Annotated in this window: 17 protein-coding genes; 10 read left to right on the forward strand and 7 right to left on the reverse strand. The window is 34.2% G+C overall.

Annotated elements, in window-relative coordinates; all coding sequences use genetic code 11:
* The first annotated feature begins 125 nt into the window (after nucleotides 1–125).
* From LI_RS07160 to LI_RS07170, 3 genes are all read left to right on the forward strand, one after another.
* Nucleotides 126–1,391 carry a DNA circularization protein gene (locus tag LI_RS07160; RefSeq protein WP_011527393.1) on the forward strand — a complete coding sequence of 422 codons (1,266 nt, stop codon included), beginning with the start codon at nucleotides 126–128 and terminating at the stop codon, nucleotides 1,389–1,391.
* A gap of 120 nt (nucleotides 1,392–1,511) precedes the next feature.
* Nucleotides 1,512–2,543, forward strand: coding sequence for a phage baseplate assembly protein (locus LI_RS07165; RefSeq protein ID WP_011527394.1), 1,032 nt, complete (start codon nucleotides 1,512–1,514; stop codon nucleotides 2,541–2,543).
* A 63-nt stretch (nucleotides 2,544–2,606) separates the two neighbouring features.
* Nucleotides 2,607–3,203, forward strand: coding sequence for a phage baseplate assembly protein V (locus tag LI_RS07170; protein ID WP_011527395.1), 597 nt, complete (start codon nucleotides 2,607–2,609; stop codon nucleotides 3,201–3,203).
* Between the two features lie 144 nt (nucleotides 3,204–3,347).
* Here LI_RS07170 and LI_RS07175 read toward each other — a convergent pair whose 3' ends face one another.
* The 5 genes from LI_RS07175 to dnaB all read right to left on the reverse strand — a co-directional run bounded on the left by LI_RS07175 (nucleotide 3,348) and on the right by dnaB (nucleotide 8,774).
* A complete protein-coding gene (locus LI_RS07175) occupies nucleotides 3,348–4,043 on the reverse strand; it encodes a queuosine precursor transporter (protein ID WP_011527396.1) in 696 nt (231 codons plus the stop codon).
* Between the two features lie 327 nt (nucleotides 4,044–4,370).
* Nucleotides 4,371–4,757 (reverse strand): RidA family protein, encoded by a 387-nt coding sequence (locus LI_RS07180; RefSeq protein WP_011527397.1) that lies wholly within the window; start codon nucleotides 4,755–4,757, stop codon nucleotides 4,371–4,373.
* 276 nt (nucleotides 4,758–5,033) lie between these two features.
* Nucleotides 5,034–6,026: a hypothetical protein gene (locus LI_RS07185; RefSeq protein WP_011527398.1), complete on the reverse strand. Its 993-nt coding sequence runs from the start codon at nucleotides 6,024–6,026 to the stop codon at nucleotides 5,034–5,036.
* Nucleotides 6,027–6,111: 85 nt separating this feature from the next.
* On the reverse strand, nucleotides 6,112–7,053 hold the full coding sequence (locus LI_RS07190) for a GDP-L-fucose synthase family protein (protein WP_011527399.1): 942 nt from the start codon (nucleotides 7,051–7,053) through the stop codon (nucleotides 6,112–6,114).
* Nucleotides 7,054–7,415: 362 nt separating this feature from the next.
* Nucleotides 7,416–8,774, reverse strand: a complete 1,359-nt coding sequence (gene dnaB / locus LI_RS07195) for a replicative DNA helicase (protein ID WP_011527400.1) — start codon at nucleotides 8,772–8,774, stop codon at nucleotides 7,416–7,418.
* Between the two features lie 836 nt (nucleotides 8,775–9,610).
* Here dnaB and gmd point away from each other — a divergent pair.
* From gmd to LI_RS07210, 3 genes are all read left to right on the forward strand, one after another.
* Nucleotides 9,611–10,756, forward strand: a complete 1,146-nt coding sequence (gene gmd / locus LI_RS07200) for a GDP-mannose 4,6-dehydratase (protein ID WP_041817127.1) — start codon at nucleotides 9,611–9,613, stop codon at nucleotides 10,754–10,756.
* A gap of 390 nt (nucleotides 10,757–11,146) precedes the next feature.
* Complete coding sequence (locus tag LI_RS07205; RefSeq protein WP_011527402.1) at nucleotides 11,147–11,473, forward strand: helix-turn-helix domain-containing protein; 327 nt, start codon at nucleotides 11,147–11,149, stop codon at nucleotides 11,471–11,473.
* 156 nt (nucleotides 11,474–11,629) lie between these two features.
* Nucleotides 11,630–12,004: a putative holin gene (locus tag LI_RS07210; protein ID WP_011527403.1), complete on the forward strand. Its 375-nt coding sequence runs from the start codon at nucleotides 11,630–11,632 to the stop codon at nucleotides 12,002–12,004.
* A gap of 100 nt (nucleotides 12,005–12,104) precedes the next feature.
* On the opposite strand, the gene LI_RS07215 is transcribed toward LI_RS07210, so the two are convergent.
* Nucleotides 12,105–13,070 (reverse strand): glycosyltransferase family 2 protein, encoded by a 966-nt coding sequence (locus LI_RS07215; protein WP_011527404.1) that lies wholly within the window; start codon nucleotides 13,068–13,070, stop codon nucleotides 12,105–12,107.
* On the reverse strand, nucleotides 13,067–14,128 hold the full coding sequence (locus tag LI_RS07220; RefSeq protein ID WP_011527405.1) for a glycosyltransferase family 2 protein: 1,062 nt from the start codon (nucleotides 14,126–14,128) through the stop codon (nucleotides 13,067–13,069). The genes LI_RS07215 and LI_RS07220 overlap by 4 nt, the downstream gene beginning before the upstream one ends.
* 289 nt (nucleotides 14,129–14,417) lie before the next feature.
* Between LI_RS07220 and LI_RS07225 the strand changes: the two genes are divergently transcribed.
* The 4 genes from LI_RS07225 to LI_RS07235 are packed head-to-tail and all read left to right on the forward strand — an operon-like array spanning nucleotide 14,418 to nucleotide 16,415.
* Nucleotides 14,418–14,768, forward strand: a complete 351-nt coding sequence (locus LI_RS07225) for a phage GP46 family protein (RefSeq protein ID WP_011527406.1) — start codon at nucleotides 14,418–14,420, stop codon at nucleotides 14,766–14,768.
* Nucleotides 14,768–14,959 (forward strand): hypothetical protein, encoded by a 192-nt coding sequence (locus tag LI_RS07385; protein WP_050812180.1) that lies wholly within the window; start codon nucleotides 14,768–14,770, stop codon nucleotides 14,957–14,959. The genes LI_RS07225 and LI_RS07385 overlap by 1 nt, the downstream gene beginning before the upstream one ends.
* Before the next feature lie 39 nt (nucleotides 14,960–14,998).
* On the forward strand, nucleotides 14,999–15,844 hold the full coding sequence (locus LI_RS07230; protein WP_081475784.1) for a baseplate J/gp47 family protein: 846 nt from the start codon (nucleotides 14,999–15,001) through the stop codon (nucleotides 15,842–15,844).
* A gap of 4 nt (nucleotides 15,845–15,848) precedes the next feature.
* The gene (locus LI_RS07235) at nucleotides 15,849–16,415 is read left to right on the forward strand and encodes a YmfQ family protein (protein ID WP_011527408.1); all 567 of its coding nucleotides are present in this window, start codon (nucleotides 15,849–15,851) and stop codon (nucleotides 16,413–16,415) included.
* Nucleotides 16,416–16,561 lie beyond the last annotated feature (146 nt).

Raw genomic sequence — 16,561 nt, forward strand, 5'->3', positions numbered from 1 at the left:
AAATATTAAGGATAGTATAGTAGATAATTATTTTTTATTATAATGATGTATCCTATTTTGGTTGATTGAAATAATGATAGAGTAACTATTGTGTTGTGGTGAAGCTCTTTGGAGGTTGTCGATAGATGGGTTGGAATACAGATTTACTTGATGCACAATTTAGAGGCATTCCTTTTTATGTACAATCAATTACAGATAAAGGTAGTAAGTCTTTAGTTGTGCATGAATATCCATATCGTTCAGGTGGAGCCGTGGAAGATATGGGCAGTTCAGCAAGAACTATCCCTATTCGTGCTATTTTTTGGGGAGAGAATTATCTTAGCAATCTCCAAAAGCTTATTGAAGCACTAGAACAACCAGGACCAGGAGAGCTTATACATCCAGTTTTTGGGAGTGTAACTGTTGTTATTAAAACATGGCAGATTGATCATACAGCACAACATCCTGATTATGCAGAAGTTGTATTTGAAGCTATTGTTTCAGCATTAGATACAAATTTTTTTACACATACTACACAAAGAACACAGGCAGAACAATCGTCTCTTACTGCTAAAAATGCTGCTACAGTCTTATTAGAGCATTCATCTCAACATGTAACTAGGCATATCCAAACAAACTTTACATCACCTAGAGTACAATCTCAGACAATGCAACTATTAATGGACATATTAGATTTTTATGATCCATCGGGTGATGTGCCACGTTCAACTACTATTTTTGTTTTGCATCCAGAAGCATATCTTGCTGAACTTCTTGCTGTTCAAAAGGCTATCTTAGAACATATCCCAGTGTCATCAGTAATGAAAGGATTTCCTTATTGGTCTGATTGTTTCCCAAAAATTACACCAAGTTGTGGAATGAAAACGTTTGAATACAATGAAAAGTATCCTACAGGAGTAGGTAATTGCAGTGTTCAATGGACGTCTAATGGAAGTCCAGGAGTACATCCTCAAGTGCCTTCTTTAGCTATTCCTCCTAATAGTACTATAGAGAAATACGTTGTTCAGGATGAAATAGCCTCAGGGTGCGATGTAAGTATGTCTTCTCAACATATCATAGCTATAGGTATTATATTACACGTGATACTGAGTCAGACAGCTTTAGCTATTCTTACAGCAAGTCAATTGTTTTTGGATGAGTGTACTACCCCCACCCTTACACCTCTTCAACTTGATACAATTGTAGGTAATATTCGTGCACGTATTCAAGATTGTCTTGTTGCAGTCAGAAAGAATGTTCCAACACAAGATGTCCATGGGTTTTCAGAACCATTAAGAACAGCTGCAGAAGCTATTCAGTCACTTGGGACAATAGCTCTCAATATACGTCCACCATTGATCACATATACTGTTCAGCATGAGGAGAGCCTTCATTTATTTATTAGCACATAGACTATATGGTGATTATAAGCGTGCTAGAGAGATCCTCCATTTAAATCCACAGATATATGATCCAAATTTTCTTCCTGCTGGACAGGAACTCCTTATTTATGCAGCCGATGGGAACACTGTATGAATACAGTAACAACTATTCGTGATGTTTGTCCTACCTTGTGTGTTGCTGGTCATATGCATAGAGACTGGTTACGATATTCAGTGGATTCAGGTTTCTTTACTCCTGCTGATGGATGGAGTGTAAGTCTTGGTCTTCCAGATGGTAAACTCCCTTCATGGCTTGCATTATGGGCTGAAGTAGAACTTGCTTTTGATGGAATTGTTGCATTAACAGGACGTATTGATCATATCCGTCATAGTGTGAACACTAAAGGACACTCTTTGGAACTTGCTGGACGTGATAAAGCAGGGATACTCCTAGATTGTTCAGCGCCTATTTTTGTTACACAACAGATAACGCTTCCTGAGTTGATTGCTACTGTTGTAAGACCGTTAGGGATTGATACTATCGATGTTGATACACTTTCAACTTTATTGTTTCAGAAAAGTACAGTAGAGCCAGGAATGACAGCATGGGAAGCTATTCAGGATGCTGCATCAGCTAATGGATTATGGCCATGGTTTACTCCAGATGGAACGCTAAAGATTGCTCGTCCAGATTATTCAAAAGCACCTGTCGCTTGTTTAAACCTTAGATGTTCAGGCGTAGGTAATAATGTCCTTGAATTAAGTGTAACCTATGATATCAGTAAGCAATACTCTACTGTAACTGCTCTTTCTCAATCTCAAGGGAATGAAATTTCACAGGCAATACCTATCCTTAAATCTGTTGCTACAGATTCAGACACACCATCTCGTCCATTAGTTCTCAGGAAAGGACATATTGATAATACACAGTTTTTAACAAACATAGCAGAGAATATTATTCATGAAGGGAAACTTTGTAGTGTTACAGTGATGGCAAAAGTTCAGGGGCATTTTGTTGAGCCTGGAGTATTATGGGAACCAGGACAACGAGTTACTATTTTTAGTGAACCTCATGAAATAGATGAAACGTTTTTTCTTACAAAGAGAACATTTATAGGTGGTCGCTTTGGAACGTTTACACTGTTGAAGTTACAGCAAGACAATGTATGGTTGAGTACATAGTGAGATATTCAAAAAGATGGTAGATTATAATAGTACCATGTATCACAAAAAAAAGGAATCTTTATGTCTTTTTATGATGCAGTGAACAAGCAAATTAATAAAGCACTTGTTGCTGTAAGACTTCCATTTCGTGCCCGTTTGACAAAACTTCAGACAAAAACACCATTGCAACTTGTACAGGGAGAAGGTCTTTCACAAGAACAACTACAATCTGTAGAACTTCTGCAACAGTTTGGGTTTACGTCAGGTGTCCCCATAGACTCTCAATTAATTGTTCTTCCAATAGGGGGAAAGACTGTTCATTCAGTTATCATTGCAACAGAAAATACAGCATTTCGTGTCCATGTTGAACATGGTGAAACAGCTATTTACAATCAATGGGGAGCAAAGGTTGTTCTTAAAAAAGAAAAGATTGTTGAAATCGACTGTGAACAACTTCAAATTAAGGCAACAAAAGGTATCACAATGCAGACAGAGTCATTTTCTCTCTCTGCGTCTGAAGCAAAGATGAAGACAAATCTTCATGTTGAAGGAGATGTCTCTCTATCAGGTAAGCTAGAATCAGATGGCGATCAGGTTGCTGCAGGGATTTCTCTTTTACAGCATACACATGGTGGTGTGGAGTCAGGAGGCTCAAATACTCAACCTCCCTCTAAGTAAGTGTGGGGTGGGGACAAAGATACAATCGCTATTCAGGGGAAATAGCGTTTTTGGTGATAGAGTTTCTAGTCCCCACAGGTTTATGACCTTTTTTGACCTAACAGAAAAGTACTACATATTATATTAAGTTATATTAATGAAGGATCAGATACTTGTTGTCGTTGATATTGGGTCTGTTTGTATACGTATCTTTTTTCCAGTAAGAGTAAATCTCATAATACCAACAAGTCCATAAAAAACAGGGATCATAGAAACTGTAAAAAAGAGTTTCCAGGAATAGCTGTTACCAATAAGTGGAAGAATCTGTTCTGGAGGTAGAATCCCAAATAGCGACATCACACTGATAACAATAGATGTATCAATTAGAAGGGATATAGACGTACTACCACTACTTCTTAACCACAGATATTTACCTTTTGTTATTTTACGTATCCATAAATAAAAGATAATATCAAAAGCTTGGGAGATATAACAAGCTAGAATTGAACCAATAAAAGCTACACTATAAAATCCAAAGACATTATGGAATGTATCATTATCAAGCTTTGACCATTCAGTAGCAGTAAGAGAATCCATAAACATAAGGATACCAGCAACAACAATATTAATTATGATGGCAAACTTTACACAAAAATTAGCTCGCTCTTTACTATAAAACTCAGTGATAAGGTCTGTAAGAAGGAATGTTAATGGATAGAGTATGGCACCTACCGAAATTTCAAATGTATGGAATGGCAAAATAGGTAATGCAACAAATTTTTGATAGGTAAGGTTACTTAGAACAATAAGGATAGAAAACAATCCACAAAGACCAGTGTATACTTTTTCTGCTTTTGTCATTGGAGTTCAAGAATATTATTATTTATAGGTTTTTTCTCTTTACTCAATCAGAATCAAGTAGAATATCTTATTATAAGATATCGTTGTATAATGTCTAGGGGATATTTATTTTTTATTTGTAAATGTCATTAGCTCTAGTATACCAGTATAAAGGAATATCTTTCATGTCTAATTAAGGAATAGGATATCTAGGATTCAAGAGTAGTTTTTATAATGGAGGAGTTGTTTGTCGTTATTGTTATTGGATATTACATAGTGAACATGTAGTACCAATATTTTTTGTTTAGATACCCTATTTAATGTAGTTGTATCTAATTGGAGGGGGTATTACATGGGATCATTTGTTTTAACAGCAACAACTTCAACTTCAATTTGAGAGTGCTCACGGAGCATACTAGCAGCATGAAATCTACACTCAGGGTTGTATCCTAAGAAGAAGTGATCGTATATGCGTTTAACAAGTTTGTAGTTTGATGGGTTAACAAGAGTAATACTTACTTTTGTTACATGATGGAAGCCAAGGCCAGAGGCTGCTAGTGAAGCCTCTATATTTTTCATGACTTGTTGGGTTTGCTCTTCAATTGTTTCAGGGATAGTATTTGTTGATGGATCTCTTGGTAATTCACAGAGATAGATACACTCGTTTGTTAGAATATTTTGTGGATATGGATCTATAGGCCGTACAGGAGTAATAGCTGAAATAGCATTAATCATAGTTTTATCCTTATAGACTAACTGGGTGAGTATGTCATAGAGTGGAAAAGGAAGATAAAGGCATTGTAAGAAGGGGAAATGTGGTATTATTAAGATGCTTGTACTTTAATATATATGACAGAATAAAAGATTGACAAGAGGGTAAGAGCTTTTTTGTTATGTATTACTAATAATTACTAGCTATTTTTTTTAGTAGTATATATAGTAGATAGTTCTTTTTAGAAGGAAATAAAGGATAAGTTAATAAGCAGTTAGTAGAACAAGATAATTGTTGTATTAATCATCCCAAATTTTTATATGTTTCAATAGTTGATTATATGTTTTGCGATAGGCATAACTAGAGAGTTTCTTTAGAGTCGCTTTTGTTGATATCTGCTTAGCTTGTTGGGCTATATTAAAAAGAGAAAACCATTTATCTATAATATGTTGTCTTGTAAAAGTATTTGCTTGTATTTTATAATGATTAAGAATGCGTGTATATTCTTCAGGATGTTGTTTCATTCTTTGAATGTATTGAATAATATCGTTTGTTGATTGAACCTCAAAGTAGTCATCGGGATGTTTTCGTAATGCTTGATAGGCAGGTTCTGCTCCAAGAAGCGCAGGAGTATTTGCATGCCAAGCATTAAATAATTTTGAAGGAGGTTTTGTATTCAATACATATTTAGAAACTTTAGGCCGCCAAGCAAGAATAAGATCTGTATTGGAGTAATCCATCCAATTGCCTGCATTCATTACATGCAGTTTGATATTGATATCTTTTAATCTTTGGATAAAAGCTGGAGAATGGATAGCAGGGGGTAAATATTGTGCACTACCAGGAATAGATATTCGTTCGATTGTTGTTCCTCTAAGAGGATTTCTTGGTATGAGGCCTGGTTGTATCCATAGTGGGATATAATGGACACGTTGTGTTTGAGGGATGGCAGGATTTTGTATAATACGTATTCCGGAATAAGGGACTTTTGGTCTATCTGCTTGGACAACAATAGGATAACAATTAAAAAGACCATAACACGGTTTTGCATGATCGTAATGGAAAATGGATATAGCGTCAGGCATTCCATGTTCTACAATTTTAAATGTATATCCTTTTGTATCAGATAAATGAGAGAGAATAATCCATGTTTGTAAAAGCCATACATCTACACCACTTGTAAGTTCTGGAGCAATCTCCTCTATAGAGCATTCACCTTTTGCTGCTTTTTTGAGCTGGTTTGACCATTTAGCTTGATGATGTCGGGGAATAACAAAGTAGATTATACACATAGTTGGTTATCTTTTTTTTTTTTTACAAACCCTACTAAAGTAGACACTAATAAACATAGATTATAAAAAATAGTATTATACCATATTATATATTGTTATTTATTATATGTTGTAAATACCAATTATATGTTTTTTTGATTCCTTCATAGAGAGATATTGTTGGTTTCCAACCAAGGCTTTTAATTTTTGAAATATCTAACCATTTTTGAGGAGTGCCATCTGGTTTTGATGGATCGGTTACAATTTCTCCCTTAAATCCTACAACATCTGCAATAGTTTTTGAAAGACTATAGATAGTACAATCTTCCCCATAGCCTACATTGATAGGCTCTAGTTCTGAGTATTTCTCCATTAAGAGTAGACAGGCAGAAGCTACGTCTTCTACATATAAAAATTCTCTTCGTGGAGTGCCAGTTCCCCAAATAGTTACATATGGTAAATTATTAACCATGGCTTCATGGAAGCGTCTTAAAAGAGCAGGTAAAACATGACTTTCTGTAAGATGGAAGTTGTCTCGAGGTCCATAAAGGTTTGTAGGCATAATACTGATGGCATCAAAACCATATTGTTTTCTATATGCCTGACAGAGTTTTATCCCTGCAATTTTGGCAATAGCATACCATTCATTGGTGGGTTCAAGAGGACCAGTAAGTAAGTATTCTTCTTTAATTGGTTGAGGACAGTCTCGTGGATAGATACAAGATGAACCTAAAAATAAAAATTTTTTTACACCATATGTATATGCTGTTTGGATAACATTTGTTTGTATTTGGAGATTATCAGAGATAAATGTTGCTGGATAAATATTATTTGCCTGAATGCCTCCAACTTTAGCGGCAGAAAAAAAGACATATTCAGGACGTTCTGTTGCAAAAAAGGATTCTACAGCTGCTTGATTTCGTAAATCAAGTTCTTCTTTTGTACGTGTAATAAGATTGGTATATCCAGCAGATTGTAATGTTTGGACAAGCGCACTTCCTACTAAACCACGATGTCCGGCAATATAAATACAAGCATTTTTTTTCATAATAACACTTTGTATATAGATTGGTAAGATGTATTCTATATTATACTAGAATGAAGATATAGCAAGTGTAGTAGATATCATAGAAATATGCTTTGTTCTGTACTTGTGGTATATTCAACAAGCAAGCCTTTAAGGTGTTAGTTAATAGAAAATAAAGTTGGGTATACAGATACTGGCGTGAGTAAGTATGGATTATAGCATAAAGTGATAGTGGCTTATACTAATAAATAGAGTACCATTAACATGGTGTATGTTGAGGTAATGGGTTATATTATATTCACAGGACGTATGAGTGTATTTTTTAGATAATGTAATGTGTTTCTAATAAAAGTTGGGGCCAATGTATAAATATGTTGATATAATTATTTTGAAAGTTCTTCAAAGGCAGTATATCGAGGAAGGAAGGAAAGTTCGACTGTACCTGTCCGACCATTACGGTGTTTTCCAATAATGAGTTCAGCAATACCTTTTTTAGGATTATCTTCTTTTTTATTATACACTTCATCTCGATAGATAAACATAACAAGATCAGAGTCTTGTTCTATAGCTCCAGATTCTCGTAAATCTGAAAGTAAAGGTCTTTTATCTGCACGTTCTTCAAGTCTTCTATTAAGTTGTGAGAGGGCGACAACAGGAATATTTAACTCTTTTGCTAGAGCTTTAAGAGAACGAGAAATATCAGAGATTTCAAGTTCCCGTGAGTCTGCTTTTCGTGGAGAACGTAGCAGTTGAAGGTAGTCTACAACTATAAGATCAAGGTTATGTTCTATTTTAAGTCTACGTGCTTGTGAGCGAAGTTCTAACATAGTGAGTGCTGGTGTTTCATTGATATAAAGAGGTGCGTTATTAAGCAATTCTGTGGTTTGGAATAGACGCTCTCCTTCTTCTGGACTCAAGCGTCCACTGCAAAGGTTATCATATGGAATTTTCCCCCATAAGCTGGCCATGCGTTGTATAAGTTGTTTATCTGACATTTCAAGGGAAAAAATACCTACAGTTGCTTTTTGTGTGATTGCTGCTCGCATAGCAAGGTTTAGTGCTAGAGCTGTCTTCCCCATTGCAGGTCTGGCTGCAATAATAATGAGATCTGAAGGCTGTAAACCTCTTGTAATTTGATCAAGAGCTTTGTATCCGGTAGGGAGCCCTGTGACGCCATGTGTTGCTGGTTGCATGGCTGTATTAAGGAGATCATTAATAAGTGAATGTACAGGCTTAAAGACACCTACATTTTTTCTAGCAGATACATTCATGATGGATTGTTCTGCTTTATCTAAAAGGGTTGAAAGTTCTTGAGTTGTATCAAATCCTGACGTAACAATACTTGAGCCAGCTTCAATAAGACTACGTTGTATAGCTTTTTCATGAACAATTTTTGCATAAAATTCAGCATTGGCAGCACTAACACCTAATTGAACAAGTTCACTTAGATATGATGCTCCACCTATAGCTTCAAGTTGATTTTTATCACGGAGCTTTTGAGCTAATGTTACTAGATCTATAGGTTGGTTCTGGCTATATAAAGTAATGGCTGTAAAGAAAAGAATTTGATGCTGAGGGAAATAAAAATCTTCTGCTTGTAAGTCGATAGCCATTTGTGGTGCTATAGATTTACGTAATAATAGTCCTGCAAGAACGGCTTGTTCTGCTTCAAGGCTATGTGGAGGAACACGTAGTGTAAGATCTTGTGTAGCTTTTTGAAGACGTTCCTTTGTTTTAGCCATAGATACTTCCCATTATATGGATATAATAAACAACAAGTAGTATGTATATATTTTTTGAAAGTATATCCATGTCTATATGTATATCATTTGAAAGATAAACAGCCAAGATCTGGTATAGTCATAGGGTAGTTATTTTAATTATAGTTAGATAAGGAGTAACCGTTTTTAATTTCAAAGAATTTAAATCCTACTTATAACCTTATATGGTAAAGCTATAATGATTGAAATAAGAGGTTTAATATATTTTATTTTGTATTTTAAATAGGTTAGATACAAAATATATTATTATGTTCTGAAGAACTTGCCAACTTTTTTTTCTTGTTTATTATATCTAATAGGTAATTTTAATTAAAAACTTTTAACCCTTTTAAGAGACTATGTTTTTTAAGTAGCCTTGGAAAAACCTTTAAACTTTTTTTAAGAGGTCTTGTCCTTTAGGTAACTTTAGTTAAAAAACTTTTAAACCTTTTAAGAGACTATGTTTTTTAAGTAGCCTTGGAAAAATCCTTAAACTTTTTTTAAGAGGTCTTGTCCCTTAGGTAACTTTAGTTAAAAAACTTTTAAACCTTTTAAGAGACTATGTTTTTTAAGTAGCCTTGGAAAAACTGAAGTCTATTTTAAGACCACGTCAACCTTAGGGAAGATGACGTGGTCTTACTATTTGTGATAATGTATCTTGATATGTTTTTACAGGATATTTTTTTGAGGTATGTTTATTTATCTTGTATAGTTATTGAAATAGTTCTTATTTTGCTTCATTATTATGATAATTGTAGTATCTAATAGGAATCAGGTTTAGCTGTAGGTTAAAATAAATAACTATGGTAGGTTACTTTATGAAGCGTGCACTTATTACAGGAATAACAGGTCAGGATGGGGCATATCTTGCAGAATTCCTTATCCGTAAAGGATATGAAGTTCATGGTATTAAGCGTCGCTCGTCCCTTTTTAATACAGATCGTATTGATCATCTTTATCAAGATCCTCAGGTAGAGAATAGGAAGTTAATCCTTCACTATGGTGATCTTACAGATGCTACAAATCTTATCCGTGTTATTCAAGAAGTCCAACCAGATGAGTTATATAATTTAGCAGCTCAAAGTCATGTAAAAGTTTCTTTTGAATCTCCAGAATATACAGCTAATGTGGATGGCCTTGGTGCTTTGAGGCTTCTTGAAGCCATTCGTATTTTGAATCTTATAGATAAAACTCGTTATTATCAGGCTTCGACATCAGAATTGTATGGGCTTGCTCAAGAGATACCTCAGACAGAGAAGACGCCTTTTTATCCACGTTCTCCATATGCATGTGCAAAACTCTATGCTTATTGGATAACAGTCAATTATCGTGAAGCATATGGAATGTATGCTTGTAATGGTATTTTGTTTAATCATGAGTCTCCATTACGTGGGGAGACATTTGTTACACGTAAGATTACCCGAGGATTAGCAAGAATTGCACTTGGACTTATGTCAACATTGTATCTTGGAAACCTTGATGCATTAAGAGACTGGGGACATTCTCGAGATTATATACAAATGCAGTGGCTTATGTTGCAGCAGGATAAACCAGAAGACTATGTTATTGCAACAGGACGTCAGATATCAGTAAGAGAGTTTGTAAATATTGCTGCTAACGAGTTAGGTATTACACTTTCTTGGAAAGGATCAGGGGTAGATGAGCAGGCTATTATTGAAACTATTGATGCTACAAAGCTTGCTCAAATGCTTAGACGTCCTGTGTCAGAAGCGCCATTAAAAGTTGGACAGGTTATTATAAAAATTGATCCTCGTCAGTTTAGGCCAACAGAAGTAGACTCTTTAATTGGAGATGCTTCAAAAGCACAGCAAAAGCTTGGATGGAAGCCAATGATTTCTTTTGAATCAATGGTGACAGAAATGCTCCAAGAAGATATATCACTAGCTACCCGCGATGCCGTTTGTAAGATTGCTGGCTTTAAGGCATTTAATCATGATGAGTAACACTACATGTCTATTATTTAGTTATTACTTTTATTCAGAATGTTAGTATATTATATTTAGTCTAAATGTTATACCGTATATTACTGTTAATCATATAATATATAGTTATAAATTTCAATATGTAATCTGCTAACATAGTTTACTCTATATTTTTTTCTACAAAATAGTATAATATAAATTAAGACATTTTTAAGTATATATGTAATGTATAAATATTATTATGAATAAACATATAAGATTTTTATATTGTATTTTTAAATAGATAAGCCTATTAATTTCTTTATTAGGTATATACTATAACAAATTAACTCTTATTTTATAGGTGTTATTTGACATTATATAGAAATATAGTTCTATTTTCAATGAGTATAGAATAGGCCAAATGAAAGAATGAATAATAATTTTTCTAAAAATTTAGGCCTTATTATTAGAGCTATTAGAACTAAACATAAAGATGAAATAGTATTAGATAGACTTGCAGAACTCTCAGGATTAACAAAACGTTATATCCAGATGATTGAAAGAGGAGAACGAAATATAACTGTTATAAATCTTTTCCCATTAGCAAACGCTTTGGATATACCAATTATACAACTTATAGAATATCTTAATTATACATTAGAACATGGTAGTTTACCAGACTTTCTTCTTGAAGTACTACCAATTAAGAAAGTTGGACGGCCTAAAAAGAATAAAATACGTAATACAATGTCTTAACATTATTAATAGTTATAGTTGATAGTATTAATTTAGTTAATGGATGGTTTTTTTGATAATAAAAAAAAAGACTGAATTTCGTCAGTCTTTTTTTTATCAAAAGAAGACCTATTCTTTTTTCCTTTAGTAAGTTTTTTGAAAAAAGGAAGAGGAACTATGCATTGTAACGTAAAGTTTGTTAATAAAGTATGTAGTGCTAGAAGATGGTTTAGTATATGTGTTATCCTTACGGTGTTATTATTTTTAGCTTTAGTTATTTTTTCACCAAGGCAACTACCTGTTATCCATTATAAATTTGCATTATGTCTTTTAGCTGGTTTGGCTGGTTATTGGCTTGATCGTGTACTTTTTCCTTTTGCTAATCCTAGTGGCTATCTATGTGAAGATTGGAAAGAACATATTAATGGGTGTCAAACTGGACGTGCTGATTACCCAATAGTGATAGAATATCAAAAAAGTTTTTGTACGGCTATGTTACGTCAAGCAGCTATTGTTGTAGGAACAATGTTAGCTGTAAGTTTAGGATTATAAGTTTTTTGTTAGGCGTTAACAGCAGGACGTGTATGTTAGCGTCTAACATATGTTAACACATACTCCTCTCCCTACTTTTTATAACATATTTTAATCGAATTTATTGTAAGTAGTTTTTGAGAGATCCAGGGATATTTACTTTTAGTTGAGGCATAAGAGAAAGAAGACATTTTTTAAGAGGAAGAAGATAAAGGTTAAGGTTCCATGGATGAATCTTTATTGCTTTGCCATACCAAGATAAGGCACTAGAAATATTTTTTGTTCCAAAAGCAGCAATAACAGCAAGTTTAAATGCAAGATTTGAGTAGCTCTTTTTTTTGATATGTTCAGGAATAGTAGGATGTTCTATGTGTTTTTTCATATAATACCATTCATCTTGGAGCGCTTGGGAGGCATACTTTTTTACAGAATTTCTTGTATGAATACGATAATATTTTAATGGGATTGGGATATGAATAACTTGTGTAAAAGATGATGACTTTGAATAAAGATATGCAAGGATTCTTAAGATAAAATCTCTATCTTCTCCTACAAGAAGTGTCGTATCAAATACTCCAATATGTTTTATAAGCTGTGTTTCAACAAGAAATGCTCCCATTGTGAAATAGGTATGTTGAAGAAAGTCCCACCATATATTTCCTGTTTTATGGATATCCCCCCAAGGTTGTGGTTTTTTTTTGTAGGTTACGTCCATGAACATGACAGTATTACACCAACTAAGCTTAGACCCTGGTGATGTTTGAAGTGCATTAAGCATTATTTGGAGAAATTGGGAGTCCCAAAGATCATCTCCATCAAGAAATGCAATATATTGTCCTTTTGCATGACTAAGACCTGTATTCCTAGCAGCAGAGACACCTTGATTTGTCTGTTGAAGAATATGCAATCTTGGATCATGTATTTGTTGAATAGTAGGTACAGTATTATCAGTAGAGCCATCATCAATAATGATACACTCAAAATTAGAGAAGGATTGCTTTAACACACTATGAATAGTGTCCGTAATCCATGGCTCCATATTATAGGTAGGTATAATAATGGATATTATTGGCGAAGTAGGGCTCATTGTTTGGTTTGAAAATTATAGAGCATTGATTTGAAAAATGATCCAAAATAGGCAGCATCAACATGTTTTGCCATTCGTAATAGCGTTCCTTTAATAGTACGTGATTCTTTTTCAAGACGCTCAAGTTGTGTAAGAATGTCATGAAGATACGGTAAGTGTGCTAAACAACGTTCAATAATTATGTGATCAAAGTGTGTTTCTGTGTTTAATTCTTCCAATGCTTTTTGAATGCTATTTAAGCAGTTATTGGCACGATCTGCAATAAGTGAAAGATAACCATGTTTTTCTTTAAAGTATTTTTGGTTTTTGAACCATATTGATGATAATTCTCTTGATGGAAGTTGAGAAAGTGTTCCTTCTCCATAATGCCATACAAATGAAGCATCTGTATAAGCAATCTGAAATCCATGTTGCTTAACTCTTATACAATAATCGTCATCTTCAAAGTTTCCTTTCTGGAATTGCTCATCAAGCAAGCCAACAGTTTCAATGCATTGCCTACTAATAGCTACACAGAAAAAGCAAAGCATTGTTGTATAAGTTAATGTGCCTTTCTGGTGGTTCATATAGGCAATAGCAGCCTCTTCCCATGAATCATTGGGTTTAATAGGTTTTTTAGATGATCTATTATTAGTATTATTAAGGTACCCAGGAAGTACAATCTGTTGAGGACTACCAATACGATTTGTTACAGGCCCAATAAGACCAAGTTTTTTATTATGTTTAAGAGGTTCAATAAGAGGTTCTAACCACCCTGGAGGAAGTAATGTATCATTATTAAGCAGGATGATAAATTCTCCTTTTGCTTTTTTAAGTCCAACATTATTTCCAGCTGCATATCCTAGATTTTTTTTATTATCTATAACTGTGAGATGTGGATATGATAACTGTTGCATCCATTCCACTGTCCCATCAGTTGAACCATTATCTACTAGAATAATTTCACAATTGTTTGGTGTTGTTTGCAGTAGGCTTTCTATACAGGGGATTGTATATGATGCATGTTGATTGTATGTGAGGACAATAATACTGATTTCTGGTGAAGATGAATATGTCATAAAAATAAGTATCTATACTGTTATTCTAAATAGCATAAGAGTATAACAGCATACAGTAGTTATAATAGGTTAAACGTCTTTCATCTGTTGATAAATACTATACGATATAGTCTTAAAAATCATCTTTAATTTTAGTAAAAATTTTAGGCAGGATTAGAATATTGTATAAATAAAAATAAAAAAAATATATTAATTATTTTAGATGGTTGTATGGAAAATATAATAAGATTGGCATATGCTGACATTACTCAATCTTTTTTTTTATAAATATTTTATGTAATATTTACGAATGGATGCAGAACTTGACGTTAGAACAGGTGATTACACGTCACATCAAATCAATACCCTTGCAAATGCGGTATATATTCGATTGATGACCCCTCTTGGGACTTGGTGGCAGGACATAACTCTTGGCTCACGATTGCATGAACTTGAGCGTGAGAAAGATGTTCAACGTGTACGAATACTTGCTAAGCAATATGCTGAAGAAGCTCTAGCACCTTTATTAAAAGAGAAAAGAGCTAAACATATTGTTGTGTCAGCAGAAATACCGACTGCTGGGCAATGTACATTATATATAAATGTTGAAGATGCTACTGGCCGTCCTTACACATTCAGCCATACTATGAGAGTTTCCTGATGCCATATGATATACCAGATTTTGAAGAGATCCGTAATCGTATTTTAAGAGACACTCGTAACTTTGACCGTGATGCACATATAACACCAGATAGTGATCATTATATAAGAGCATCAGCGACAGCATCTGCTGTAGAAGGGCTTTATGATCATCAAAGTTGGATAACAAGACAAATTTTTCCAGATACATAAGACTCTGAATTTTTAGAAGTTCATGCACGTCTAAGGGGTATTGTAAGGAAACCAGCTACAAGAGCTACAGGACATGTTATTATTTCTGGTTTATCGGGCAGTGTTGTTCCTTTAGGCACACAGATCAAAGATACCCAAGGGGTCCTTTATGTAACAACTCAACATGTTGTGCTTACATCAGAAACAGCTAGTCATGGTGAGCAATTACAAGTTATGCAAGTTGTTGCATGTCAAGCTCAAAAACCAGGTCTTATTCCTTCATGTCAAGATGTTTTAGCAAAACTTGTTGCCCCTCCTATAGGTATTGATACAAATGTGCTTCTTACTATTACAGGTGGTAGTAATGTAGAAACAGATGCTTCTCTATTAGCAAGACTTCTTGACTATATGCGCGATCCACCAGGAGGAGGAACAGCTCTTGATTATAAACGTTGGGCTATGGAGGTTCCTGGTGTTAGCAAGGCCTATGTATATCCTCTTCGAAGAGGGATAGGTACTGTGGATATTGTTATTACAGGTGAAAATGGTACACCTTCTACAGAGGTGATTACTATGGCTCAATCACATATTGATACAATGAGGCCTGTTACAGCACGATCAGCTGTTGTTTTTGCTGCAACACCATTTATTGTAAATATGGAAATTGGATTAACATTAAGTGGCTCTGAAACACTTCAAACAATATTACCAGTTGTTAAAGATGCATTACAACACGTGTATAATGATTATGAGCCAGGAAGTGGTGTAGTCTTATCTCATTTAATAGCTGCACTAACCAGCGTTCCTGGTGTTTCTGATGCTGTTATTATTTCTCCTGAAAGTAATATAACTGCTAACCCTGTTAAAATACCTATTTTAGGTGAAGTTAGGCTAAGGGGGTTATAGGAGAATGTCCTATACAGAATTGCTTTCAAAGTTACTTCCTATAAAGAGTTATAATCCATTAGAAAAACGTCTTGCTCTTTCTTTACATGTTGAAGGGAGGATTCTTGATCAAGCTTTTGCTGATTGTACATCTGTGGTTGGTGGATTGGAACCTTTCAAAAATCAGCAGTGGATAGCAAATTGGGAACGTATTTATGCGTTACCTGGAAAATATTTTAATAAAAAAATGATGTATCAAGAACGTATTCAACTTTTAGTGTTGGCGTTTCAAGAGCGGTCAGGTATTTCTCGTGATTGGCTTAAACGCATAGCTTTACTTGTTGGATATCCTATAACTATTAGTGAATATCGACCTTTTAGAGCAGGCTCACAAGTAGGAGAAAAATTAACAAATACAGATTGGTTATATGCTTTTACTGTACATGCATCAGGGAATATTTCTAAACGTTTTCGTTCAGGATGTTCAAAAACTGGTGAGCAGCTTTCTGTTTGGGGAAATGAACTATTAGAATCTGTTATTGAAAAGTATAAACCAGCACACAGTGTTGCTTTTTTTGCTTATACTGATTGAGAATATTCATGCATCCCATCTTTTAATTTATGGTAGTAACTAAAGTTACAGCTCTTTTATTTTAGTTATCTACTTCTTTTCTTTTGATTAGGTTCTTAACTTATCTAGATTAAATAGATTATCTTATATTTGATGCATATCATGAC

It is taken from the genome of Lawsonia intracellularis PHE/MN1-00, from assembly GCF_000055945.1.
GTDB classification, from domain to species: domain Bacteria; phylum Desulfobacterota; class Desulfovibrionia; order Desulfovibrionales; family Desulfovibrionaceae; genus Bilophila; species Bilophila intracellularis.